The following is a 25,054-nucleotide window of genomic DNA, read 5'->3' on the forward strand; positions in this document are numbered from 1 at the left end:
AGAATCTTTCTCATTTAATTTTGTATCCCGCAAATATTCTTTGCCAAACAATTTATGTTTGAGTACAAACAATTCTAATAAAGTGAATTTTTAAAATCTTTGGGTCATTATCTGTAGTTAATTAACTATAGTGTTTTAAATATATGTGTTTAGTCAAATTATTTCTATATTTTTAAACATTATGTTATTTTAAGAAATAATACCATCATACAGGGAAATGGCTATGGGAAAGAAAGATAGACTAGGTGCTAGAATCTCAGCGAATTCAGGTAGATTAATACCTTTAACTAAAATAGCAAATCAAATCTATCTTGAAGCATTAATTGAGGCTTTTAGTTTATTAGTTGTACATGCTACACATCAGCCATACTTAGAGGTTGTAAAAGAGCTATTCAAGGATGAAAATTTTGAAGAGTTATCTGAAGAAGAAAGACAAGAAATATTTAAAGTATTGGCCAAAAATGTTTGCATGATTATTCAAAAACATACCTCACTAAAGCTAAAAATAAATAAAGATAGTGTTAAAAAAGTCTTGAAATTTTTAGTAGAGCAAGGAGTCAGTCCATCATATCTGTTAGAGCGCATTGAGGATACTAAATTTCGTGATATGTGTGGAGCTAGTAGAGAGGAGATAAAAAATATTAAATATAACCCAGAGTGTTCGTTTGAAAGTTTGTCTTGCGCATATGTTATTCTCGCCCCTCAAGCTTGCATTACATATAAAATTTTAACAGGGGAGGGTTTTACAGTTATGGATATGAATAAATTTTTAAGTACACCATATGACTTATTAGATGGTAATTCAGAAGGATTATCTTTTAATAAATATATCCATACGAAAGCATTACTAAATTTGTTGAGGAAGTTTAGTGATCCTCTTTTATTTAAAGTAGTTTTGAGATCAATAGAAAACAAACCCTTAGACCCTTTTGAAGAACTTCTTTTTAAAACCAAAGCTCTAGTATCCTTCATAGATGCCTTTGAAAATTCTGGTAAAGAGTCTGAACTGAGAAATGAGTTAGTAATAGATGTAAGTAAAGCAGTGGAAAAATTCCTAACAAAACATAGTACTATAAATGATATTAAACCTGTATATAAAACACTAGTCTTTGAAGCATCAAATAATATTGCAGGTTGTTATTTGCGTAAGAATGATTTAGAAAAAGCTATAAACATGGCATCATCAGTATTAAAAGTTTTCCCTGATGCTGAATTACAGAGTATTGGTGCAATATTGGAGAAAGTATTATTTACAATTCAAACCAACACTACATACATAGATAAAGCACTAGCGCTATTTCTAACGGGTGATTTAAAAGCGGAACTTCAATCTTGGATTGTTCAAGGTAGTCACGCTGTGCATTCACTTAATGTTGTAATGTATGAGGAGTATTGCCACAAGAAGAGTAGAATAAACGAGCTGTTAAATGGCAAAGATGAATTAAATAGAGCGATTAATATATCTTTTGCAATTAATGAACTTTTCTTTTATGCGAACAGTGATTTTGATCGTGCGTTACTTCTAATTATGGATTGGGATGCAAACCCAGAAGTGTCTGATGATTTCCTTAGAAGTGCAATAAAACGTAAAATGCTTGGTATTTTATCTTATAGGCATATTTATCCAGGAAATATAAGTCTAGACAAAATGAGCAAACTAGAAAAAATGATGAAGGAGGAATCGTATCAAGATGAGCTTCTTATTAATGTAGGTTTTGTAGGGTTGTATTTGAGTTTTTGCTGGAATGATGATCTAAGTCGAGAAGAAAAGCGTAAATATTTAAAAACAGCTCATAGACATTTGGATACAGCAGTAAAGATATTTGTTAGTGATAAGATGAAATCTTGTAACCTGAAACGTCATTTAATGTTAATAAAGGGCGATATGGTATTAAAATCTATGGAGTTGGGTTTAAGCTACAAGAAGAATATGTACTCTATAGAGAAGTTTGCAAACGAGTTTGATTTATATCACCTATTTGAGCAATTCAGTAGCTATGTAGAGTCTATAGAGGAAATTATTAATAAGATAAAACTCAGTAAAATTCAAGCCCCAAAGCCTATACGAGAAGTATTACGCGATAATAGTTTAGAAATTAAGGAATCTTCTAAAAAAATAGTATCCCAGCCATCAATTGCCGATGAAAAAAGCTCTGCATCTGCCATTGTCCCACCTAAAAATGAGATTGATGAGTCAAAGGAGCAAGCTAAAACTCTCAAAAGGCCTATTGAGGAGGTTATAGATGAGGAACCAATTGAGTTTACTGAAGATGAGAGTAGACAAATTGCGCTTGCCCTAGATCAATATTATAAAAAGTTAAAAGGCGCTAAAAAAGCTTTACAAGAGCGGGAAATTTTAGGAATAAAAAAGGTTTATGTATGGAATTATAAGGGTGAAGAGATTACGTCTTCTTCAGAAGATGTAATAACAATTAAAGAAGATGAATTGTATGTAAGATTTGCGCCCAATTTTTTGAATAAACTAAAAAAGAATCCTGATTTATATGGAAAATTAGATTATATACTAAGGGAGAAGGGAGTTGCTAAGGATTCAGAGTCTGAAGGTATGATATACCTTAAGAATAATTACTGGAAGATTAGAATGAGCAATAAGAAGTTAAGGCCTATAGGTGAAGAAACTGACGCTACTGACGATATAGTATCTTTAGTTACATTTTTTGATATTTGGAGCCATCAAAAAATGGATGATTTTATTAGTAGTGGTTGTAAATCATTAAAAAGATCTGATATTAATCAAAGTGCTAGCGATTCTAGCGTATCTGCAGAAGAAATGGAGTCACAGGATGAGACAATGCCCTTTTGGCCAACTGAGGAATTAGGGCAAGTTGAAGTACCTTTCGCAGTTTAGGGTAGCTAGCTGATTCTCTTCAAAATAAATGTTCTATTTATTTTGAAGGTAAAATCAAATATGGCCTATTGTATGTACTCGGGGTTAGGATTATTTTCTATAGTTTGTCCTCCTAAAAAGGTACCTAATCCCATATGCTCTAATGCATGGCCAATTCCTTCTGTACAAGCTGCGATACCTAAAAATGACCCCGCAGCACCCATTAGGACGTTGCAGTGTTTAATAAACGAGTCTGCTGAATCATTTCCATGGTACCCTTTACTTAATTCAGACATGCCACTGAATTTAGTGGTAAAGTAAGGGAGAGCGGCCAATGAAGAGGCAGTAAGTATTGCATTAAGTGCAATATTTACTTTGTTTAACTTATATTTCTCATCAGTATCCGAAATACTTTTTATTGATTCAGTTTGTTTTTTGATTAAGTATGTAGCTAGTGAAATGGCGCAAGAAGTATATGGAAATTCTGAAGCATATTCGTCAAACATAAAATACTACTAATTAATTATATATTTAATATAATAGTTTTTATTATATAAACAAGTCAATATAAAAAGCAAAATCATTTCCAATTGACTAAATTTTAATGTCTGGATAAGTTTTATAATTTTTTAAGTGATTAAAAAGATTATTGATACCTGTAATAAAATGTAATAGTTTAAATATAAGTTTAATTATACACGGTCAAAATTATGGGCGCATCTTCTACACAAGAAGAAAATCAAGCCTCAACTACAGCTATGCTTTTCACAATTAAGGTACAAGGAGAAATATTTACGCTACATCCCTATTTAAGCGCACAATCATACACAGATTCTGGTAGACCAACATATAAAGTAAAATATAAAGTATATGATAGTCATGATCACTCATTATCATTGGATAGAGTTCCAGAGATTTTGAGAGATTTTACAGATTTTAGTCAACTTGGTGCTCTTGTTAATACTAATTTAGGGGAGCTTTTAGAAGTATTAGGGGTAGAATTAAAACCCGAAGAAGAGGCAAATGTGTTAGGGGATATTCCAAGTCACTAAACTCAATTTATATAAAAGATATAGAACAAAATATAGTTACAATAGATTATGATATTGGTTTTAATAAAATTTTATTCTTAACTAAATTTCTTATTACTATAGATGTAAAAATCTTGGGTTTTAGTTTTAAATCCTCCACTGTTTAATACGAACAAGTCGCATATTTTTATACCCATTAGATTTGCATGATCTATGACGAGCGCACCTGCTTTGCCTTGTAACATTAATAATAATGCATATGTGATACTTCCCAATGCTCTTATATTTGATGTATTAGGAAATTCCGTCAATAAGTTATTAGAAACGTTATTGACTAAAACTAAGTTACTCGCAGTAGATAATTTAGATTTATTTTTAAGTCCTTCTTTTATATTTTCTATCAAAGGTGGTTCTCCTGCTTGGGCGCTAATAAAATAGTCTAAGCAAGGCAAGCTGATTAAACCTATTGTAGGTTTATTTGGGGTATGTATGATAGCTGTAATGCCGAAGAAAGGTAATCCATTCTGCATATTGTTAATACCTTCCAAAGGGTCTAATAAGATGTAAGGGACATTTGGAGGAATATCTGATGGGTTGTGAATAACGGTATAATCAGGAAAATATTCAGTGAAATTTGATATTAATATCTCTTGATTACGTTTTTGAGCATTTAGTACAAATTTTTGGCTGCTTGCCAAAGAGTTTTTTAGGAATGAGATCTCTTTGTAATCGCGCAATAAGGGGGTAGTGGTTTTTTTGATGATTTGTATTAAAAAGTTCATAATTAGTGTAGATTGGTCTTGGTAAAATTTAAAATTTCTTCTGCAGAATCATTTGGACTGAAAGTTTTTATGAGTTGTCCTTTACTATTTATGGCGTAGATGAAGGAAGAATGATTGATTAAATAATTTTCAGGATCAGACTTATCATCATATGCATAATGGACCTTGAAGGTTTTGGCGACTTTATCTATTTCTATGGGATTCCCTGTCAGGCCTATTATATTGTGATTAAATGATTTTAAGTATTCTTTGATCTCTTGGGTGTTGTCTCTTGCTGAGTCAATGGTAATAAACAACCCTTGGATTGTTAGGTCGTGTTTATTTAGTTCTGCTAAAACTTTTGACATTTTTCCAAGTGCAGCAGGACAGGAATCTGGGGAAAATGTGAAGCCAAAGTATACAAGAGTTGTTTTGCCTAATAGTGTTTTAGAGTCGAAAATCTGATTGTCATGATCAGTAAGTGTGAAATCCCATAAAGATGGTCCTAGGTCTACAATTTGTATAGGAGCTTGTTTACTTATTATACCTTTAGTGAAGTAGTGTGCTACAAAAACGGATGATATTATAATTCCCAAAAAAAGTATGCTTCTTAACATGTGCTAATTATTTAATAAATTTGTAATTGTGAGGATAAAAAATAGATCTTGCGATTTATCTTTTAATCAAATCTTGTCTTATCATTTATAAAACAAGATTTCTTAATGACTAGCTTGCCCTAACATTAATATTTGGTTATAAACAGCTCATTAAGATGATATCAAAGCTTTTATGAATATCAAAGCTAATTTCAAAGATGTCTTTAATGAATTTTATTGACTATTTAATTTTTTGATAACTTAGAATTTATGGAAATAGTAAGTTTGCCATTTTAATTCTGTAACTTAATAATTATTTATTCAACTCTTTTAAGGGGTATTATAAGCAACATAGCAAAATTATTTAAATGGTTTTAAGCCTTATATCATCTTATTTAAGGTATTTAGCTTTATTATGTAAACTATGGGAGTATTTTATCGAATAGTACTTCAAGACTTATTAAGGTATATCTTATGTTTTTCTCAAACAATTTTTTGTATTCATTCTTTGAATTAAGTAAATTACCATATCTACCAGTTCATCATGGAGCGCGTTATATATTAAATCTTCTTTCTGATCCTAATTTTATAGGTCATCATAGTTCTTTGCGTAAAGATAGTCAGGCATTTTTTACGATTTTAGAGCGCCTAAGCCATGAATATGATGATCACTGTTTTCATCTCGATAATATCATAGTAGGAGATGCTCCTCTAAAAGTAACGCGTCATAAAGTCTTAACTAAACCATTTTGCAACCTATTACATATCAAAACAAATATAAGGAAAAAATTGCCTAAATTACTTGTTGTACCTCCTTTAGCTGGTCATCATGCTTCCTTATTATCTGATACTATTAAGGTATTATTACCTAATTTTGATGTATACGTAACAGATTGGTTTGATGCTTCATTGGTTCCTTTAAGTGATGGATACTTCAGTCTTGGAGATTATGTTCAATATATTATTGATTTTATTAATCATATTGAAGGTCCTCTTAATATTTTAGGAGTTTGTCAGCCTGCAGTACCTGTTATTGCTGCAACTGCTATTTTAGCAGAAGACAATAGCCCGCATGTACCTAAATCTGTAACTCTTATGGCTGGACCTATTGATGTTAGGGAAAGTCCAACTCCTGTGAATAAGTTTGCTAATTCTTATGATCTTAAATGGTTCGCAGATAATATGATTGTTAGAGTTCCAGCAAATTATCCAGGATTTATGCGTAAAGTTTATCCAGGATTTTTGCAGCTTATGGCATTCATGAGTATACACCTGCAGGATCATGCAAGTTCTCATTTAAAAATGTATCAGGCTGTTTTGCGGGGCGATATGGAAGAATTTAACAAACGTAAGCGTTTTTATAATAACTATTTTAGTGTATTAGATTTGACAGAAGAATTTTACTTACAGACTGTTGAAGAAATATTCCACAAACATTCTTTGCCCAAAGGTATTTTACACTTAAACGATAGAAGAATTAATCTTGAAGCAATTAAAGATACTGCGCTCTTTTGCGTAGAGGGAGAAGAAGATGACATTACTGGTATAGGTCAAACAAGGGCTGCTCTTCATCTGTGCAAAAATTTACCAGATGACAAAAAAGCTTATCATTTACAGGAAGGAGTGGGGCATTATGGTGTGTTTAGTGGTAGACGCTTTAAAACCATCATAGCACCTGCGATTAAGGAATTTGTCTATAAGCATAACTCAAAATAAGCTTCGTCAATACGTTAATTGTTTTAAGAGATTTTGGAGTTTTAATTTGTAGTAGATAAGGAATAATTTAGGGTCGAATGGAGCGGGCAATGGGATTCGAACCCACGACCCTTACCTTGGCAAGGTAATGCTCTACCACTGAGCTATACCCGCTTCAAATTAGAATGATATAATAAATCTAGGCTTTTTTCAAGGGTAATAGTGGGAATTTTACACTCTATTTTTTGGCAATTCTGTTTGATTCTCTTAGTTTTAAATGTCTTTGTACAACGTTTTTAGAAAAATTTTTGAAATATAGCTTACTTTAAAGGCCAAAAGCTTTATCCAAGGTACAATGAACTTATATTGATAATTTTATAAGGTTATAATATGAGAAGAAATCAAAATCCAGATGATCCAAATCAACAACAAGGTGGGCAGCAAGGGAATGAAACAATATTGGGTGTAAAGGTAAACGAAGAATATATGGATGCTCTTAAGATGCCATTGGAACGATTATCACAATATATTGAAGAATTAAGGGAAATGGAAGCAAGAGGCAATGGGGCAGACGTAATCGACAAAGTCTCTAATGATTCGTTGACTGTTGACAGCACCCCAAAAACAAGTTTGAAAGAAAAGGGAATACATATTGTTGATGGAGTAAAAAAGTTAGCTGAAGGTATACGTCATGAAACTTTATGGTACGTAGCAGATCAGGTGGAACAAGCATTGAAAGCGCCAGGTGAATTTGCGACTTCTAAGTTAATATCATTTGGAAAATATACTTGCAACATATTACAAGATAGCCTACGAGATTTGGTCACTTATGACAAAAATAAACCTCATACGGAAGTCATCATAGTTAGACATGATCAAGAAATACCACTTGAGCTTGAATGGGTTACGGTTGAAGCGCCCATGGATCAATTGGCATCAAAATTTGATCCTGCTATTAACCCACAACAACAGGTTTTGCGTGTATTAGAAGGTGCTGAAATGATATCTGCTGCAACTATTTCTAATAAAGAGAAAGAACAAAAAGGATTTGGTAAAGCTATGCGGGCTTTGACAGACAGAATAAAAGATCCTGTTGGTGAATTAGGAAATGATTTAGCTGGGGCTGCGAAGGGAGCCGCGGGGGCTGTAAGTAAGGCTGGAAAATGGGTTGAAAATTTATTTTCGGGAGAGAAAAAACCAGAAGATCGTGGAAGATAATAAGTATACTCGCATCGAGGCTTTATTTCTTTCTGCTTGATGCGCGTAATTTAAATGAGATGTTGCGGTAAACTGATGGTGGCATAAGAATCACAAAAAAGCTATCCTAACTCACTACCCTCCTGTTTATGGAGGGTTTTTTTGTTATAGATGCGCAGTTAGTTATTTGTTTTTATTTCTCGTTTAAGGATCTAAAAGCTTGGTCAGCAATTGGATCTATCAGATATCTAAATAAGGTTCTTGTTCCAGTTACAATATTAATATCAGCCATCATGCCAGGTACTAGCTTTAACTTCATAGGCTTTGCCAGCTTTTCAAAATTTTCCATATCAAGTTCAATAGTTGCTGCATAATAGTATCCTCCAGAAGGAGATTTACCCGTTGCTCTAGCTTGTTGAGCCATCTGAGGATCAAGAATTGTATCTGGTGAAATTGATGTTACAGTCCCTATAAATGTAGGTGAGGTTCTGGACTTAAATGCTAGAAATTTTAATTTTGCCTTTTGTCCAACAGCAACTGATCCTATGTGATTATGTTGAATCTTGGCGTCTATGATTAGTTTATCTTTGGTTGGAGTTACTTCTGCTACTGGTTGAGATGGATTAACCACTGCGCCTATAGTATGAACGTGAATTTCATTGACTTTGCCATCAATAGGAGAGCGTATTTTACATCTTTCTAGTTCATCCTTAGTGCCAGCGAAATGTTCTTTTAATTCATTTACTTTAGTCTGTGTTTCTTTAAGCTCTTGTAAAATGCTGGTCATGAACTCGTCTGCCTGTCGACTGATGCTGATTTCTAATTTAGCTATATCTTGCTCTGCGCTCGCTATTTCAGAATCAAGACGTGCTATATCAGATTTGGCGGCTGATGCTTTAATTTCAAATTCGTCTAACTGGTTTTGGGAAGCATAACCTTTTGCTACTAAATTCTGAAAAGATTTTACTCTATTTGTAATAAGTTCTTGTTGCTTAATTGTTGACTTTTTATTTTCTTCGAGTGCAATTATTTTTTGGTTCAGCTTTTGAATCTCTTTTTGCACAGATGTATATATTTTATCGTTATTTTCTTTTCTTGAGTTAAAAGTATTAGTTTGAACCTCCATCATTTTAACTACTTCAGGACTTTGTAACTGGAACATCAAAGGATCAAAACTAATCCTTTGTAGTTTATCTCTTTCCGCCACTAACCTGCTTTCGAGAGCCAAAGAGTGTAAATAGCGGTTGAGGATGATATCGTATTGTTGTTTAGCATGAGTTTCATCAAATTCTATCAATATGTCGTTTGCTTTAACTTTGTCCCCTTGTTTAACCAGAATATTTTTCACAATACCTCTATCGCGTCCAGAGAATTGTGCTATTTGTTTATTGCTAACAGATATTAAGGTACCAGTTGCGTGTGCTGCGCTATCAAGAGGAGCATTAGTAGCCCAAATACCTCCTAAAAATACAAAAATAAATACCACAATTCCACCAAATAGTATGGGAGATCTGGTATATTGCATGATATCGCTCCTTTCAGGATCTTGGCTTCTTGAGATGTAGTTAATAAACCGATCTACAAAATGAATCATAAATTTTGCAAAATCAACTGAGTATTGGATAATTAGCTTAATCCAATCGGTAAAACTGCGTTTTGGTTTAGGTTCTTCGGGATTTTCTTGGCCCTGTTTTTTTTGTTGCATAGCTGCTAGAACTTTTTGAAGTTCAGCAAAATTTATTTGTTGTTTATTATCGCTCATAAAATTAATTTACGTGTATTATGCCGCCTTTGGACATGTTAATTTTTCTTAATACTTCATCTCTTGTGCCATAAGATGTAACCTCACCGCCATGCAATATTAAGATTCTATCTACGACGGACAGGACTGAGGGTCTATGTGAGATAACAATTACGGTGATGCCCTTATTTTTGGCTTCAATTAAAGATTTTGATAAAGCATTTTCTCCTTCTTCATCCAGGTTTGCATTTGGCTCATCAAGGATAACTAATTTTGGATCACCATAAAAAGCCCTTGCAAGACCAACTCTTTGCTTTTGTCCTCCCGAAAGATTAGATCCTGCAATACCAATGTCAGAATCATATCCGTTCGGTAATTTCAGAATCATATCATGAGCACCAGCCATTTTAGCTGCTTCAATTACCTTATCTGGATCAAAAGTATCTTTCATTCTTGCTATGTTCTCCTTTATGGTTCCGCTGAATAATTCAATGCCCTGAGGTAAATAGCCAATATGCTGACCAAAGTTTTCACGATTCCAATTATAAACCTCAGCGCTATCTAGACGTACAGATCCTGCCAACGGCTTCCAAACTCCAACTAAAAGCTTTGCGAGTGTTGATTTACCTGCGGCGCTGTGTCCTATAATTGCAAGTACTTCGCCTGATGCAAGTTCAAATGAAACATCTTTGATTATATATTTAGGATTTAATAAAAATTCTAATGGATTTTTAACCGCATGCGCATAGAAAAGTTTTTCTACGCTAACTTGTCCTTTGACTGAAGGAATAGGCATGGAATCATCGCGCAGATTTACAGATTTGATCGCAAAATTAATCCGAGCGAATGCCTTCATAGCGTTTGTTATGCTTTTCCACAACTCAATAAAGTTATCAAAAGGCGCGAGAGCTTTACCTACGAGAATAGAACTTGCAATCATTCCACCGGTGGTCATTTGTACGCTGTTAGTAGTTACAATTACGTATGCAGCCCAGTATGTGACCATCATTGAGATAACATTACGAATATAGCGTGCGGTGTTAGACATAACGCTACTTCTATAGCTTGCAACTGATTGCCTTGCTAAGGACTGCTTGTTAAACTGATGCCAGTTATGAGCAACGTTTCTCATCATACCCATCGCTTCTACAACTTCAGCATTACGGGTTGCGATTTCTGCTTGATTTAAACTTTTGATCTGATATTCTGTTGCTTCATTTAAAACTTTTGTTGTTGCAATTGCGTTAATAAAAGCAAAAACCATTATTATTATACTTCCTATCACCGCAATATTTCCCATATAAGGGTGGATCATATACAAAGCAACAACGTACGCAATGGTCCAAGGGGAATCTAGGATTGTGTTGAGCCCCGTACTGGTTAAAAAGGTTTTAACTGTTTGGAAGTCGCGTAAAATCTGGCTTGCTCCAAGTGTAGGCTTGAGTGCTGCAGCAGCAACTGAGTTTTTAAATAGAGCTGGTGCAACTCTATTTTCTAACCATTCGCCAATCTTAATTAATGTAAAAGATCTTGCTACTTGTACCATGGCATATATAAAGTATATAAGACCAATGATAAGAGATAGCATCAATAATGTGTTAAGGTTTCCGCTGCCAATAACTCTATCAAGTACTTGCAAGGAGTATAAAGGTGTAATCAACATTAATAGGTTTGAACAGGCTGAAAAAGCAGCTACTACAATAAAAACTTTACGTGCTTCGCGCAGAGCTTCTTGCAGTGGATTGAGATCTTTGATTACAGAATCTACGATTGGAATTTGCTTCATTTTTATCTATAAAATTTATTGGCTTATTGAAGGCCTTATTGAATATTTGCTATAACATGATAGCATAAAATACTGCTAAATGCTTTAAATATTTTAATTTTATCGCTTGAATATTTTGTTTCGTAGCATATTTAAAGCATACTTATCAATTTTTCTGCAATCTGTACTGAGTTAAGCGCAGCTCCTCTGCGAAGATTATCCGATACTATCCACATGTTAAATGCTTTGGGATGCGAGGTATCTTTTCTTAAGCGTGAGACAAATACGTGATCAGTACCTGATATATCTGCAGGCTCGACATGTTCATCTTGCAAAACAATCCAAGGGTTTTGTTTTAAGGAGTCCTTAAGATCATTGATCTTTATATCATCGGTAAATTCAACGTTAATCGAGAAACTATGTCCAACAAACACGGGAACTCTAACGGATGTTGCAGTAATTTGAATCTTATCTCCTAGTATCCTCTGCAGTTCTTTAATAATTTTATTTTCTTCTCCTGTGTATCCGTTATCTTCAACTGGACCAATTTTTGCGATTACATTGAAAGCATAGTTTTGTTCGTTTTGTTCTTCATCTTCAGTATAAACAAATTTTTTTCTCGTTTGATTATATAAAGCCTCCATAGCGTTCTTGCCGGCGCCAGAAACTGATTGATATGTTGATATAACTACTCTTTTAATTGGAGAGACTTTAGATAAGGGTTGTAGAGTTAAAGCTAATGGTATAACGCAGCAATTTGGGTTAGAAATAATGTTCTTCTTTTTATAAAATCTTATGTAATTAGCATTTACTTCTGGTACTACTAATGGCACTTGTTCATCAAGCCGGTATACTGAAGTCTTATCAATAATAATCGCCTTGGATAGGTTCTTGCTCGTAATGATATTTGTTACTTTAGACCCAGCGGCGGTAAAGATAATATCGATTTCATCCCAGTTTATATCGTCTATCATGTCTATATGCAGACTTTCATCGCCAAAGCTTATTTTTTTGCCCAAAGAGTTATCTGAGGCTATAGCAAAAATTTTGTTAATTGGAAATTTGCGTTCGGCAAGTATTTCTAAGGTCTCTTTTCCTACCGCTCCACTTGCTCCTACAACCGCCACGTTATATTTTTTCGTCATAATTAAATTAGGTTAGTAATTTGCTGGCCTCCTATAATGTGAACATGAAAGTGAAAAACGCTCTGCCCACTACGGCTTCCATAATTTGTAATTAGTCTATATGATTCTAATTTCAAGAGGTCAGCTACATGATTTACTTTAATAAAAAAATCAGCTACTTCTTCTTTTGGAGCATTTTCTGCGAAGTCTTTATAGTCCTTATATTGCTTTTTAGGTATTATTAAAACATGCGTGGGGGCAACTGGATAGAGATCATAAAATGCTATGACGTTTTGATCTTCGTATATCTTATTTGCACTTATTTCGCCTTTAATGATTTTTGCAAAGACGTTATTTGAATCATACATATCGATGGTATTGATAATTGCGATACTTTACTTCAGCTTCTTCTTCATTGTAGGCAAGAACTATATCTGCAAAGTAATACTGATTGGATAATTTATAAGCTAGCATGTCTTGACCGAAAAAGCCATAGACGAGCATCATTAAATTATTTAAAAAAAAGCAAGCGGTGCCACCTAATTGTGAAGTAAAAAAGGTACAAATAACGGCTATTAAAAATGTTACTATGACTGCTGTCCAAATACGGTAATATATGGCCCAGAATATACCAAAGATGAGCGCAGAAAAACTGAATCCTTCTTGAATCGGGATTATATGGTTCTTATCGAATTTGCTACAATATATCGCAAATATTTTCATTAATAGGTTTTTGATATTTATATAAACTTATAATATACTGCCTAGATAATACTATAAATTGACAAACTTTGCAAAAATTCTCTTAAAAAACAGATGATAGTTCATACTCTAAGTGTTGCTTTTAACGGCATAGAAGTTACAGAAGTCGATGTGCAGCTTCAAATTACCTCCGGTCTTCCTTCTTTTACAATCGTAGGTCTTGCGGATAAAACAATTTCTGAATCCAAAGAAAGGGTACGCGCTGCGCTAAATTCTTTTGGTCTTTCCTTGCCAGCTAAGAAAATACTCATAAATCTAGCTCCAGCTGATTTAATTAAAGAAGGAAGTCATTTTGATTTACCTATAGCATGTGCAATTTTAGCTGGGTTTGACATTTTGCCTAAAGATGAGATAAGGGATTATTTGATTGTTGGAGAGTTATCTTTAGAAGGTGGGTTATTGCCAATTTCTGGCGTATTGCCAACAGCTATTGCCGCCAATGGTAATGGCAAAGGATTAATTTGTCCTTATGCTAATGGTAAGGAAGCTGCATGGTCGGGTAATAAAGATATTTTAGCCCCTAAAAATTTACTCGAGTTGGTCAATCACTTCAAAGGTACGGCGGTTCTAAATCAGCCTGAAGTGGGTGGAAGTAATGAGTTTGATCAAGCAACCTACCCAGATATTGCAAATATTAGGGGGCAAGAGGCTGCAAAAAGAGCTCTAGAGATTACGGCTGCGGGTGGACATAATTTGTTGATGTTTGGAGCCCCTGGTACTGGTAAATCTATGCTTGCAGCAGCCTTGCCGGGGCTTTTGCCATTAATGACGGCAGAAGAAGTATTAGAGTGCAGTATAATTTCTAGCATTGCAGGAATCATTAATGATGGAGCTCTTAATTATAATAGACCCTTCAGAGCGCCCCATCATTCATGTTCTATGGCTGCAATGGTTGGAGGAGGAGTATCTCGCAAGGTAAAGCCTGGAGAAATCTCTTTGGCCCATAATGGTGTATTGTTTTTAGATGAATTGCCAGAATTTCCAAAAGCTGTTATTGATAGTCTTAGGCAGCCAATAGAGACCGGTAGTGTTTTAATCTCGCGGGTCGATTCACACGTGAGGTATCCATCAAACTTTCAGCTTGTAGCTGCTATGAATCCTTGTAAATGCGGTTATGTTGAGGATGTCGATAAAGCATGTAGAAGGGCACCTTCGTGTGCGATGGATTACCAGCTCAAGATATCAGGTCCAATTATGGATCGTTTTGATATACACGTATCTGTTCCTGCAATTACGAATTATGGAGTACAAATGGAAGAAAATGCTGAAAGTTCTGCAAAAATCGCGGCCAGGGTTAAAGCTGTAAGGCAAATGCAGCAAGAGCGTTATGCAAAGTATTCGGTTAGGTCTAATGCAAAATTAGAGGGTGAAGCTTTAAAAATATTTGCAGCTCCAGATAGTGTGGCAGAGAATTTATTAAACAACGCGGCAAATAAGTTTAAATTGTCTATGAGAGCGTATAATAGAATAATGCGCGTAGCTAGAACTATAGCCGATTTAGAGGGGACGGATACCGTCAATAGTAGCCATATTAGTGAAGCCCTGCACTATCGTCAAATGGAGTATAGGATGAAGCAGTCATAGAGGGTTTATTTTTAAATTTTTCAAATAGAATCTTGGAATAATTGGTTTAAGGTTCTTTCATTTTTGGATAAATTAGATTCAAATATTATTTAAACGGATCTTGATAACTAAAACATCTAATATTGTTATTATTAATATTTCACATTATTTGCTAGAATATAATTAAAAACGAATTAAGATTTAAAAATGGATAATATATTTCAAAAGGTTTCTAGTGCAATAAAAAGTAGAAAAATTGATTCATTGGAGAAGGTAATAAAAAGAGTGGGTGATATTACACAACTAAAAGATGATCAGGGTAAAAGTGTTTTGCATTTTGCGACGCGGTATGGCAAAGCGGAAATGATAGAATGTTTAATACGGAAATTTAATGTTGATGTTAATGCGATTGATGATATGGGATGTACACCGTTGCATGTAGCCGCTCAATATAATCTTATTAAGGCAGCAAAATGCTTAACAAAATTTGGAGCTGATGTTAATGCAAAAAATAATACAGGATGTACGCCTATGCATTTTGGGGTAAATGCTCCTATTACTTTAATGATAAAACACTTAAAAAGCTCTGGGGCTAATGTTGATGCAAAAGATGATACAGGAAGCGCTCCGCTGCATGTGGCTGCTAAATATGGTAACATCAATTCAATTCGCTGCTTAGAAATATTGAGAGCTGATTTCAGTGCAAAAGATTATATGGGACTCACTCCGTTGCATGTGGCTGTTCAATATGGTCATATTGGTGTAGCTCTCTGCTTAGGAAGATTTGGAGCTGATGTTAATGTTAAAGATAATGTAGGGAGTACAGTTATGCATGTAGCTGCTAAATATGGTTATGTTAACGAAGCACTCTGCTCGGAAAGATTCGGAGCTGATTTCAATGCGAAAGATGATGCAGGATGCACTCCATTGCATTTGGCTGCCCAACATGGTCATATTGAGGTGCTAAAACAGTTAATAAAATTTGGAGCTTATATTAGTGTAAAAAATAATGAAGGGCGTACACCTCTGGATCTTGCTAAGGTCAATAGTCATATTGAAATAATAGGGTATTTAGAAAGCTGTCAAGGTAGAGAGAATAAAACAGGTTTGCACAAGGCTGTTGAATGTAGAGAGGTTGAGGTAATAAAGTATTTAGTGAAAGAATGTAAAGCTGATGTTAATGAGAAAGATGATGAGGGCACTACGCCTATACACCGTGCTGCTCTGAATGGTCATATTGAGGTAATGCAATGCTTGACAGAATTAGGAGCTGATGTTAATGCGAAAGATAATAAAGGAGTTACTCCTATACATTATGCTGCTCTCAATGGCCATATTGATGCAATATTTTTCTTAACAGCACGTGGAGTTGATGTGAATGTGAAAGAAAACGCAGGAATTACCCCTATCTGTGGAGCGGCACTTATTGGTCATATTGCGACCATAAGATGCTTAAAGAGTTTTGGAGCTGACGTTAATGCTAGAAGCAATAATGGGTACACTCCTACACATTGGTCTGCAGAAAATGATCGTAGTGCAGCGATACAATGCTTAAAAGAGTGTGAAGCTGACCTTAATATACGAAACTTAGATGGTGCAACTCCTCTAAATATTGCATTTAAGAATAACCATAAAGCAGTAATAAAAAGATTAATCCTTGGGGGTGCTGACATAGATTTTGAGGATTTGAGAACTTTTTTAGAACAAAAAGATGATATTTTAAATATTTGTAGTAATGCAGAAAAAATTACTTTGATAGCAAATACTATTTCTGCTTCAGTACAAGATCATGTTCAGGATGGAGCTAAGGTATTTATAAGTCAAGAGAAGCTTTCTTCTCAGTTTAGCTTATTGGTTCGGTGTATTACGCAAGCTCAAGACGATATAACTTCAGACATTCTGGATAAGAAAAAGCAGATAGAGATATGTTTAGAGCTAAATAAATTGAAAGAAAATACTAAACTTACTCCTTCTTTATCGGATGGTATGTTAAAAAACCTATGGAAGAATGTTGACGAATCCCTTCCCAAGCTGAAAGAAGACAATATACATCAAATGACATTATTAGAACATCCAGAGGAACTATCGCGAGATACTTTAAATGAAGCTACAAATGAAGAGCGTCCAAATAAAAAGATAAAACTAAGTAGAGAAGAACGAGATAAGGGATTAGAAATACATAATCATGAGATAGGTGAAAAAAATATGGTTAATGATAGCCTTTTAGCCCTAGATTTAGATGAACATATTGCCGTTATCCTTGCGGGACAAAATGATGAGGGGCTAGATTTGGATTTATAGGAGAAGTGCGACCTAAAACTAGTGGGGTAGTGGCTGTATTCCTACAAAGATCATTATGTATTGATGTAGAGGCATAAATGATTTTTGCTTCAATAAATAGCCTACAGGCCATTTAAAAGACCTTATAATGGCGTGAGGCTGATAGCTGGAATAGTGAAATATATAGATGTGGTTAATAGTAGTCATATTAGCGAGGCGCTACACTACAGGCAGATGGAGTATAGGGTGAAGCAGTAACTATTTTCCCTTGCTATTGAGAGATTTAGGATTTTCGGTGATTTTATTAATCCATTTCTCTTTAAACTCTTTGTTAAGTATTGTTCGTATGATACAGAAAAAACAGATTATTGGTTCGGATAATAACGTTTCTACTTTTGAGAATTTTGCTATATTAATGGCCGCATAGTTTTTCTAAAATCTTACATTATGTGGCAAAACACAAAACTAAAAACAGATGCGACAGAATTAGATAATCAGTATTCAGATAAGCTCTAAGAAATATATTCTGAATCATCACCAGCTAAATTCTGAATCATGACCAGCTAAATCTATACCCGAATCAGTATTATCGGTTAATAACGCGCATTTATTTTCTAGACCGGGGGCAAAATGACTAGAGAGACGATCCATCGAATCTGGTTGGATATCACAGCCAAGCATCCTAATGTAAACGTAACACCATTGCTGTTAGATACCTTGCGGGTATTATTAGAATTTCCTCCAAATATATTATATTCTCCTCCAAGTATATTATATTCTATAGTTTTGCTATTCCATATTGATCCTGACCTTTCGAAGGACTCTATTATATTAATCACTTCTTCTCTCTCGCTCGTCACTACTCTGAAAGGTTGGGCTTTATTATACAGACTATGGGATTCAAAAATATTGTGCGCTTTTCTATAGGTTAATACATTATCTGCGCCTGCATGTGAGTGTCTAAACACCTTTACTAAGTCACCATTCTCCAAAAAGGTCCCACCAGATATTACAAGTGCCTTTTGAGGCGCTTCTGCTTTAATCGCCATGCCATGATATTCAATTAAAGGATTAAAATTACAGTCTGTTACAAGCCAATATGTATGAGCGCCAATGGTAAGGTTGAGAAATTTTATATGGAACTCTCTGAATAGTAACTTAAGGTCCGTAGTATTTAATTGCATTTGTTCTAGCTTTTGCGGTATTTCCGGTTTCATCTCTCGCCTATTTCGTTCAACTGTACTTTGTATCCATTTTTCTACCCGAGTACCTATAGCTTTTAAAATTCCACCATGTTTTTGGCCCTCATCAATACGTCTCATAATCTACTCCTTACTAAATTTATTATTAATTTTAGTCATGATTTGATCTTACCTCATATATCGATTGCATCATTTACTTGTTGTATTGTCAACCATTATTTACATTTTGTTTCGAATATTTAAGATCTCATTTTTTGACGGATGATATGCTAAAAAACTTATTGAAGAATGTTGACGAATCTCTTCCGGAGCTGAGGAAAAATCATAATACATCTCAAATGCCATCATTAGAACATCCGGAGGAACTATCGACATTTTAATAGCTCAGCTAAATTTATGCTGTTTAAAAGATCTTATAATGGTATAAGGCTGATAGCTGGAATAGTGAAATATATGGATGTGGTTAATAGTAGCCATATTAGTGAAGCGCTGCATTACCGACAAATGGAGTATAGAGTGAAGCAGTAACTATTTTCCCTTGCTATTGAGAGATTTGGGATTTTTGGTGGCTTTATCTACCCATTTTGTTTTTGTTGTTTTTGGTTTACGTGGGTTTAATTTTGCCGCTTCCTGAATTTTCGAAATCTTGAAATGTGCTATGCCTACCTCCATAGGATTCAAAATATCAATAAATTCATTTAACATGTCTTCTCTAAATAAACCAATATTTTTTGGTGTTTTTCCTAATTCTCCGGCTCTTTGATTTTTATACAATTCAAATCCTAATTTATCTCGTAACAAAGAGTCGTTTTCTGAACTATTATCATACAAGATATGATCTTTTATTATTTCTCTTCTATAACTTAAAATGCGACTAAAAGATTCATTTAATTCTTTTAATACTTGAGGTAATGCGGGATCAGAATCTACAATTTTAGGATTTTTTTCTACTGACTTAAATATCTCGTTTAATAAATTACAAAGATCATTTAGTTCTCCAATAGTTTTATCTTGAAAAGTAGCCTGAAAGTTTTTTGTTTGAATTGGTGTTTCTTTTATTTGAGCTGATATTACCTTTACTAAGTCTTGTTTAAGATTCTCAGCTTCTGAAGTTTCATTTTGATTCAATTCAGATAATATATGAGAAGCAGCGGTAATAACTTCCTTTTTATCGCCTTTTTTGAGAATATCAGGCATAGCTTGTTGCAATTTTCTGATTTGTTCCGTATTTAACTCTCCAATTTTAGCTTTTAATGTGCAAAGTTTAAAAATACCTTCGTAATCCATTCCGAAAATTTCTTGCGGTAAAAGATCAATGAGTTTGGGAAAAGAATCGAAATTTTTTACATCAAAACCATAATCAATCAGCGTTTGAATTGCTTGGGAAGAGGCTTGCTTAGCTGCTTTAAAAAAGTATTTAGAATGTTTTTGAGGATTTTGAATGTCTTTTGTATTGTCAAGGATCCATTTCAATTGTTTTGCATTTCTAAAATCTGGATCAAATCTATCAGCTAAGGCGCTTAGGTCTATACCTTCATTTTTTATACATTCAAGAACATCAATTTTGTTAAGGTCTAGGGCATGGCTTGCAATTATTTTTGCCGCTTTGTTATCTAGTTTCTTAAGGAATAATTTGGTTATATCTAGGTTTTCTGAAGAGGCGATAGAGTGAAGAGTATTGCCTGAAATTTTTGCTACATTATCTAGGAATAGCTTGACTAATGGTAAACATTCAACACTTATAGCTTCATTTAACCAACGTTCTTTAAAATTAGATTTATAGTTATCGTTTTTATCAGAAATATACTCTAATAATGAATCATCAACCTTAGCTCCTTTTTCGACGGCTTCTTTTGCAGCTAAAGTGCCGCCATCTAGTAACGCTATTTTTAACTCCTGGTCTACTTCTGTTTCGTAACCAGCGAGTACTTTTAAATAGTCCCATGTGTATCCTATTATGGACTCTTTGTCTCCTAGTCTTCTCATAAAAGTATTGTTGATTGAAGGTTTTTCTAGATTTTAACATAAAGGTTTTCGAGAAATGTAAATTTGTATTTTTTAAGAGCAAAAACATTTTTTTGATGTATGGGTGCAATAGCTCTTCAAATTTAGACTTGAATATGTCAATGCTCATATATATACTGAAAAACGTTAATCAATCGCGCGAGTTTATCTTAAAAATATATGTTTTTTGCTCCTAAGCTTGTTGTTAATTATGCTATAGCGCTGTTTAAGGTAGCTGGAAGTAATCCTGAAATATCTGATCAGCTTAAAACACTTAATGAGCTAGTCTCTAAGTTGCATGAAAATTATAATGAGCGCCTTTTTATATATGACGATTCATGTAAGGCTATTTTGGATAATGTAAAAAAACAGAAATTTGATCCTATTATTGTGAATTTAGTCACAAAGCTTTTGGATAAAAGAAGGCTTGATATTTTGCCTAAACTTATTTTATATTTTGAAGAATTAAGACGCCATTCTTTGGGGATAGAAATAGCACAAGTGCATTCAGCAAGAAAATTAAGCGATAAAGAAACAAAAGACATTTCTTTATACTTGGATAAACGCTTTGACAAAAAGTTTGAGATAGAACAAGTGATTGACTCTGCTTTGGTTGGTGGGGTAAAAATAATATTTGATAGCTTTTTATTGGATAATTCAGTTGAGGGTAAATTGCGAAAAACTAAGGATTATATATTAAACGCAGTATAAAAAATGCAGATTAAATTAGATGAATTCGTATCGACGTTAGAAAGACAACTAAAAGATATAGATTTTTCGTCCAAATTGGAGGAAGTTGGTTACGTTTTAGCCGTAAGTGACGGTATTGTGAAGGCTTATGGTCTAGCGGGTGTTGAAATAGGAGAAATTGTAGAGTTTGAAGCTGGCGTTAAAGGTTTGGTCTTGAACCTTGAAGAAGACAGTGTTGGTATCGTGGTGATGGGTAGTGAGGTTGGTATTGTAGAGGGAAGTTTAATTAAAAGACACAATACAGTACTTCAAACAAAAGTAGGGCAGGGTTTTTTGGGCAGAGTTGTAAATGCCTTAGGTGAGCCTATTGATGGTAAGGGGCCTATAGTTGCTGAAGAAAGTAGAGTTATAGAAGGTAATGCGCCCGATATTATCTCCCGTCAAAGCGTGAGTCAGCCAATGCAAACCGGTATTAAGATTATAGATTCACTTATTCCCATAGGTAAAGGTCAAAGAGAGCTTATTATTGGTGATAGACAGACAGGTAAGACTACAATTGCAATTGATACAATCATCAACCAAAAAAATGCTCATAATAATAGTAATGAGGATGAAAAGGTATACTGTATATATGTTGCAATAGGACAGAAAAGATCTAGTGTTGCGCAAGTCGTAAAAGAATTATCTGATTCAGGTGCAATGCCTTATACTATAGTTGTAGCAGCAACTGCTTCTGAGAGTGCTGCTTTGCAATTTATTGCTCCATATACGGGATGTACATTAGGGGAGTATTTTAGGGATAAAGGAAAACATGCGCTTGTAATTTATGATAACCTAAGTAGCCATGCTGTTGCATATAGGCAGATGTCATTATTGCTTCGTAGGCCTCCTGGGCGTGAGGCATACCCTGGTGATATTTTTTATCTGCATTCAAGATTGCTTGAGCGTGCTGCAAAGCTGTCTGACGACAAGGGTGCCGGTTCATTAACCGCTCTTCCTATAGTTGAAACTCAGGCGGGTGACGTATCTGCTTATATTCCAACTAACATTATTTCTATTACGGATGGTCAAATTTTTCTTGAGAGTGAGTTATTTTTTAAGGGTATCAGGCCTGCTGTAAACGTTGGTATATCTGTAAGTCGTATTGGCTCAGCTGCCCAGGTAAAAGCGATGAAACAAGTCTCAGCTTCAACTAAGTTGGAATTGGCTCAATATAGAGAAAAGGCAGCTTTTGCTCAGTTTGGATCAGATTTAGATAGCGCAACCTTAAAATTATTAAGAAAAGGTGCAATGCTTACAGAGTTATTGAAGCAGGAGCAATACAGCCCGTTGCTAGTAGAAGAACAGGTTGTGATACTTTATGCGGCTTCAAAAGAAATGGCTCTTGATATACCTGTAAACAAAGTTCAGGATTTTAAAACAGAATTATTGAAAGCTATGAAGCTTTTAAGGAGTGACCTTTTAGAAAAAATCCGTACCAAAAAAGCCTTAGATCAGGATCTTATGAAAGAATTAGATGAGTTTTTATCTCACTTTAGAAAGGAAAATTCAACTTTTTTTAGCGCATAATGCCAAGTTTAAAGGATTTTAAAAAGAGAATTCATAGTATTGGCGCAACCCAGAAGCTAACGCGTGCAATGCAGCTTATTGCCGCTAATAAATTGTCTAAATATCATCACATGTATTTAGATAATCTGGAGCTAAAAAATTTATCTCAACACATACTTACTAAAATTTTGTCTGTAAATCCTAATATTCCTAAATCAGGTCAGCATCCTGATAAACAGTTGGCTGTTTTGATCACTTCTGATAAAGGTTTATGCGGAGGGTATAATGCTAATGTTGTAAAGCATTTTAAATCCGATCTTGCTAAACTTATAGAAGGTGATACCCAGCTGATTGTTATAGGTAAAAAGGGTCAAAAATATTTTAAAGATTTTGAAAATATAGAATTCTATTCTAATCATCTTGCTGACTACAGGGCTCTTGCTGATGAGCTTGCCGATAAAATGGTCGAGGCTGTTTCGGGTAGTCTTTGTGGGGTTTCGATTTATTTTAATAATTTCAAAAATTTTGTTACTCATGATTACTATGAGCAAGTATGTTGGCCAATTGAGATTGAAGAAAGACAAGATGATTATATTTTAGATGGAGTGTCTTATACAGATGCTTTGAGAATGTATTTTAAAACAAGTATAATCAGCGCTTTGCTTTCCAGTGCAACTAGTGAATTATCTGCTAGGATGATAGCTATGGATAATGCAAGTAAAAATGCTGAAAGTTTAATAGATAAGTTGACTTTGCAATTTAATAGAAGTCGTCAAGAACTAATTACAAAAGAATTAATAGAAATTATTTCGGGTGCCGAAGCTTTATGAGTAAAAATATTGGTAAAATAACACAAATTATATCAGCTGTAGTTGATGTTGCTTTTGAGAATCATCTACCTAACATCTTGAGTGCTCTTGAGTGCGATAATGGAGGGCATAAAATTATCTTGGAAGTTGTGCAACATCTTGGAGATAAGAATGTGCGTTGTATTGCGATGCAATCAACTACCGGTCTCAAACGTGGTTTGGAGGTAGTAGATACTGGTAAGAAAATCACGGTGCCTGTTGGTAAAGCTACTTTGGGCCGGATTATGAATGTTATAGGTGATCCAATTGATAATAAAGGTCCTATTACTTCTGAAGAGTATCGTGAAATTCACCAAGAGCCTCCAGCTTTTACTGAGCAATCTACTCAAAGAGAGATACTTGTGACGGGCATTAAGGTTATCGACCTACTTGCTCCTTATGTAAAAGGTGGAAAGATTGGACTATTTGGTGGCGCTGGTGTTGGTAAGACTGTTCTTATTATGGAGCTTATTAATAACATCGCAAAAGCTCATGGTGGTTATACTGTGTTTGCTGGGGTAGGTGAGAGAACTCGTGAAGGTAATGACCTTTATCATGAGATGATCGCAAGTGGTGTTATTGATATAAAAGATTCTCAAAAATCTAAAGTATCTTTGGTATATGGTCAGATGAATGAGCCTCCTGGAGCAAGGGCTAGGGTTGCGTTAACTGGACTTACGGTTGCTGAGTCTTTCAGGGATTTAGATGGAGGGCAGGACGTTTTGTTATTCGTAGATAATATTTTCCGTTTTACTCAAGCCGGATCTGAAGTATCGGCTCTTTTGGGACGTATTCCTTCTGCGGTAGGTTATCAACCAACTTTGGCAACTGATATGGGTGCACTGCAAGAACGTATTACGTCTACTCATACGGGATCTATTACTTCTGTACAAGCCATTTACGTACCTGCAGACGACTTAACTGATCCGGCTCCTGCTACATCATTTGCTCACTTAGATGCAACAACGGTGCTAAGTCGTGATATTGCTGCACTTGGTATATATCCGGCGGTTGATCCTTTAGACAGTACTTCGCAGTTATTGTCTGAAAGCTATATTGGCGAAGAGCATTATTCTATTGCTAGAGAAGTTCAAAGAGTTCTGCAAACTTATAAATCCTTGCAGGATATTATTGCGATTTTAGGTATTGACGAGTTATCGGAGGAAGATAAATTAATTGTTGCAAGAGCACGTAAAATTCAAAGATTTTTATCTCAGCCATTTTATGTTGCAGAAGCTTTCACTGGTATTAAAGGTAAGTTTGTATCTTTAGAAAATACAATTGCGGGATTTAAGGCGCTTGTAAATGGGGATTATGATCATTTGCCAGAAAGTGCATTTTATATGATCGGCTCAATTGATGAGGCTGTAGAAAAAGCAAGAAATATGCAATTATAAAT

Annotated in this window: 21 protein-coding genes and 1 tRNA gene; 10 read left to right on the forward strand and 12 right to left on the reverse strand. The window is 34.5% G+C overall.

The features are described from left to right. Nucleotides 1–223 precede the first annotated feature (223 nt). Entirely contained in the window at nt 224–2,869 is a 2,646-nt protein-coding gene (locus tag phytr_RS00620) for a hypothetical protein (protein WP_158706811.1), read from the forward strand. 65 nt (nt 2,870–2,934) lie between these two features. Here phytr_RS00620 and phytr_RS00625 read toward each other — a convergent pair whose 3' ends face one another. After that, a complete protein-coding gene (locus tag phytr_RS00625; protein WP_106873963.1) occupies nt 2,935–3,354 on the reverse strand; it encodes a hypothetical protein in 420 nt (139 codons plus the stop codon). Nucleotides 3,355–3,558: 204 nt separating this feature from the next. On the opposite strand from phytr_RS00625, the gene phytr_RS00630 reads away from it, so the two are divergent. After that, nucleotides 3,559–3,900, forward strand: coding sequence for a hypothetical protein (locus phytr_RS00630; protein ID WP_106873964.1), 342 nt, complete (start codon nt 3,559–3,561; stop codon nt 3,898–3,900). A 77-nt stretch (nt 3,901–3,977) separates the two neighbouring features. On the opposite strand, the gene phytr_RS00635 is transcribed toward phytr_RS00630, so the two are convergent. Together phytr_RS00635 and phytr_RS00640 are read right to left on the reverse strand one after the other, a co-directional pair. Next, a complete protein-coding gene (locus tag phytr_RS00635; protein WP_106873965.1) occupies nt 3,978–4,661 on the reverse strand; it encodes an inositol monophosphatase family protein in 684 nt (227 codons plus the stop codon). A gap of 2 nt (nt 4,662–4,663) precedes the next feature. Further along, nucleotides 4,664–5,257 (reverse strand): SCO family protein, encoded by a 594-nt coding sequence (locus tag phytr_RS00640; protein ID WP_106873966.1) that lies wholly within the window; start codon nt 5,255–5,257, stop codon nt 4,664–4,666. Nucleotides 5,258–5,710: 453 nt separating this feature from the next. On the opposite strand from phytr_RS00640, the gene phytr_RS00645 reads away from it, so the two are divergent. Continuing rightward, entirely contained in the window at nt 5,711–6,952 is a 1,242-nt protein-coding gene (locus phytr_RS00645) for a polyhydroxyalkanoate depolymerase (RefSeq protein ID WP_106873967.1), read from the forward strand. Between the two features lie 78 nt (nt 6,953–7,030). On the opposite strand, the gene phytr_RS00650 is transcribed toward phytr_RS00645, so the two are convergent. Next, nucleotides 7,031–7,105, reverse strand: a tRNA-Gly gene (locus tag phytr_RS00650). A 216-nt stretch (nt 7,106–7,321) separates the two neighbouring features. On the opposite strand from phytr_RS00650, the gene phytr_RS00655 reads away from it, so the two are divergent. Further along, a complete protein-coding gene (locus phytr_RS00655) occupies nt 7,322–8,149 on the forward strand; it encodes a hypothetical protein (RefSeq protein WP_106873968.1) in 828 nt (275 codons plus the stop codon). 172 nt (nt 8,150–8,321) lie between these two features. Here the strand turns inward: phytr_RS00655 and phytr_RS00660 are convergent, their stop codons facing one another. The 5 genes from phytr_RS00660 to phytr_RS00680 form a co-directional block, all read right to left on the reverse strand. Further along, entirely contained in the window at nt 8,322–9,890 is a 1,569-nt protein-coding gene (locus phytr_RS00660) for an HlyD family type I secretion periplasmic adaptor subunit (RefSeq protein WP_106873969.1), read from the reverse strand. A gap of 4 nt (nt 9,891–9,894) precedes the next feature. Further along, nucleotides 9,895–11,655, reverse strand: coding sequence for a type I secretion system permease/ATPase (locus tag phytr_RS00665; protein WP_106873970.1), 1,761 nt, complete (start codon nt 11,653–11,655; stop codon nt 9,895–9,897). Between the two features lie 131 nt (nt 11,656–11,786). Beyond that, nucleotides 11,787–12,779 carry an aspartate-semialdehyde dehydrogenase gene (gene asd / locus phytr_RS00670; protein ID WP_106873971.1) on the reverse strand — a complete coding sequence of 331 codons (993 nt, stop codon included), beginning with the start codon at nt 12,777–12,779 and terminating at the stop codon, nt 11,787–11,789. Nucleotides 12,780–12,781: 2 nt separating this feature from the next. Then, nucleotides 12,782–13,126 carry an HIT domain-containing protein gene (locus tag phytr_RS00675; protein WP_106873972.1) on the reverse strand — a complete coding sequence of 115 codons (345 nt, stop codon included), beginning with the start codon at nt 13,124–13,126 and terminating at the stop codon, nt 12,782–12,784. Further along, nucleotides 13,119–13,481 carry a DUF2628 domain-containing protein gene (locus phytr_RS00680; RefSeq protein ID WP_106873973.1) on the reverse strand — a complete coding sequence of 121 codons (363 nt, stop codon included), beginning with the start codon at nt 13,479–13,481 and terminating at the stop codon, nt 13,119–13,121. The genes phytr_RS00675 and phytr_RS00680 overlap by 8 nt, the downstream gene beginning before the upstream one ends. A 93-nt stretch (nt 13,482–13,574) precedes the next feature. Between phytr_RS00680 and phytr_RS00685 the strand changes: the two genes are divergently transcribed. Continuing rightward, nucleotides 13,575–15,104, forward strand: a complete 1,530-nt coding sequence (locus phytr_RS00685) for a YifB family Mg chelatase-like AAA ATPase (protein WP_106873974.1) — start codon at nt 13,575–13,577, stop codon at nt 15,102–15,104. Nucleotides 15,105–15,290: 186 nt separating this feature from the next. Beyond that, nucleotides 15,291–17,384, forward strand: coding sequence for an ankyrin repeat domain-containing protein (locus phytr_RS00690; RefSeq protein WP_106873975.1), 2,094 nt, complete (start codon nt 15,291–15,293; stop codon nt 17,382–17,384). Between the two features lie 593 nt (nt 17,385–17,977). On the opposite strand, the gene phytr_RS00695 is transcribed toward phytr_RS00690, so the two are convergent. From phytr_RS00695 to phytr_RS00700, 3 genes are all read right to left on the reverse strand, one after another. After that, entirely contained in the window at nt 17,978–18,685 is a 708-nt protein-coding gene (locus tag phytr_RS00695) for a hypothetical protein (protein WP_106873976.1), read from the reverse strand. A 99-nt stretch (nt 18,686–18,784) separates the two neighbouring features. Next, nucleotides 18,785–18,940, reverse strand: coding sequence for a hypothetical protein (locus phytr_RS06370; protein ID WP_158706812.1), 156 nt, complete (start codon nt 18,938–18,940; stop codon nt 18,785–18,787). Between the two features lie 153 nt (nt 18,941–19,093). Next, entirely contained in the window at nt 19,094–20,551 is a 1,458-nt protein-coding gene (locus phytr_RS00700; RefSeq protein ID WP_106873977.1) for a hypothetical protein, read from the reverse strand. A 198-nt stretch (nt 20,552–20,749) separates the two neighbouring features. On the opposite strand from phytr_RS00700, the gene atpH reads away from it, so the two are divergent. Genes atpH through atpD form a run of 4 tightly spaced genes read left to right on the forward strand, consistent with a single transcriptional unit; the run spans nt 20,750 to nt 25,052 of the window. Next, on the forward strand, nt 20,750–21,280 hold the full coding sequence (atpH, locus tag phytr_RS00705) for an ATP synthase F1 subunit delta (RefSeq protein WP_106873978.1): 531 nt from the start codon (nt 20,750–20,752) through the stop codon (nt 21,278–21,280). A gap of 3 nt (nt 21,281–21,283) precedes the next feature. Beyond that, nucleotides 21,284–22,828 (forward strand): F0F1 ATP synthase subunit alpha, encoded by a 1,545-nt coding sequence (gene atpA, locus phytr_RS00710; RefSeq protein ID WP_106873979.1) that lies wholly within the window; start codon nt 21,284–21,286, stop codon nt 22,826–22,828. Next, nucleotides 22,828–23,637 carry an ATP synthase F1 subunit gamma gene (atpG, locus tag phytr_RS00715; protein ID WP_106873980.1) on the forward strand — a complete coding sequence of 270 codons (810 nt, stop codon included), beginning with the start codon at nt 22,828–22,830 and terminating at the stop codon, nt 23,635–23,637. Before atpA ends, atpG begins: the two co-directional genes overlap by 1 nt. Further along, nucleotides 23,634–25,052 carry a F0F1 ATP synthase subunit beta gene (atpD, locus tag phytr_RS00720; protein ID WP_106873981.1) on the forward strand — a complete coding sequence of 473 codons (1,419 nt, stop codon included), beginning with the start codon at nt 23,634–23,636 and terminating at the stop codon, nt 25,050–25,052. The genes atpG and atpD overlap by 4 nt, the downstream gene beginning before the upstream one ends. Nucleotides 25,053–25,054 lie beyond the last annotated feature (2 nt).

Origin of the sequence: Candidatus Phycorickettsia trachydisci, assembly GCF_003015145.1 — a bacterium.
Classification (GTDB): domain Bacteria; phylum Pseudomonadota; class Alphaproteobacteria; order Rickettsiales; family Rickettsiaceae; genus Phycorickettsia; species Phycorickettsia trachydisci.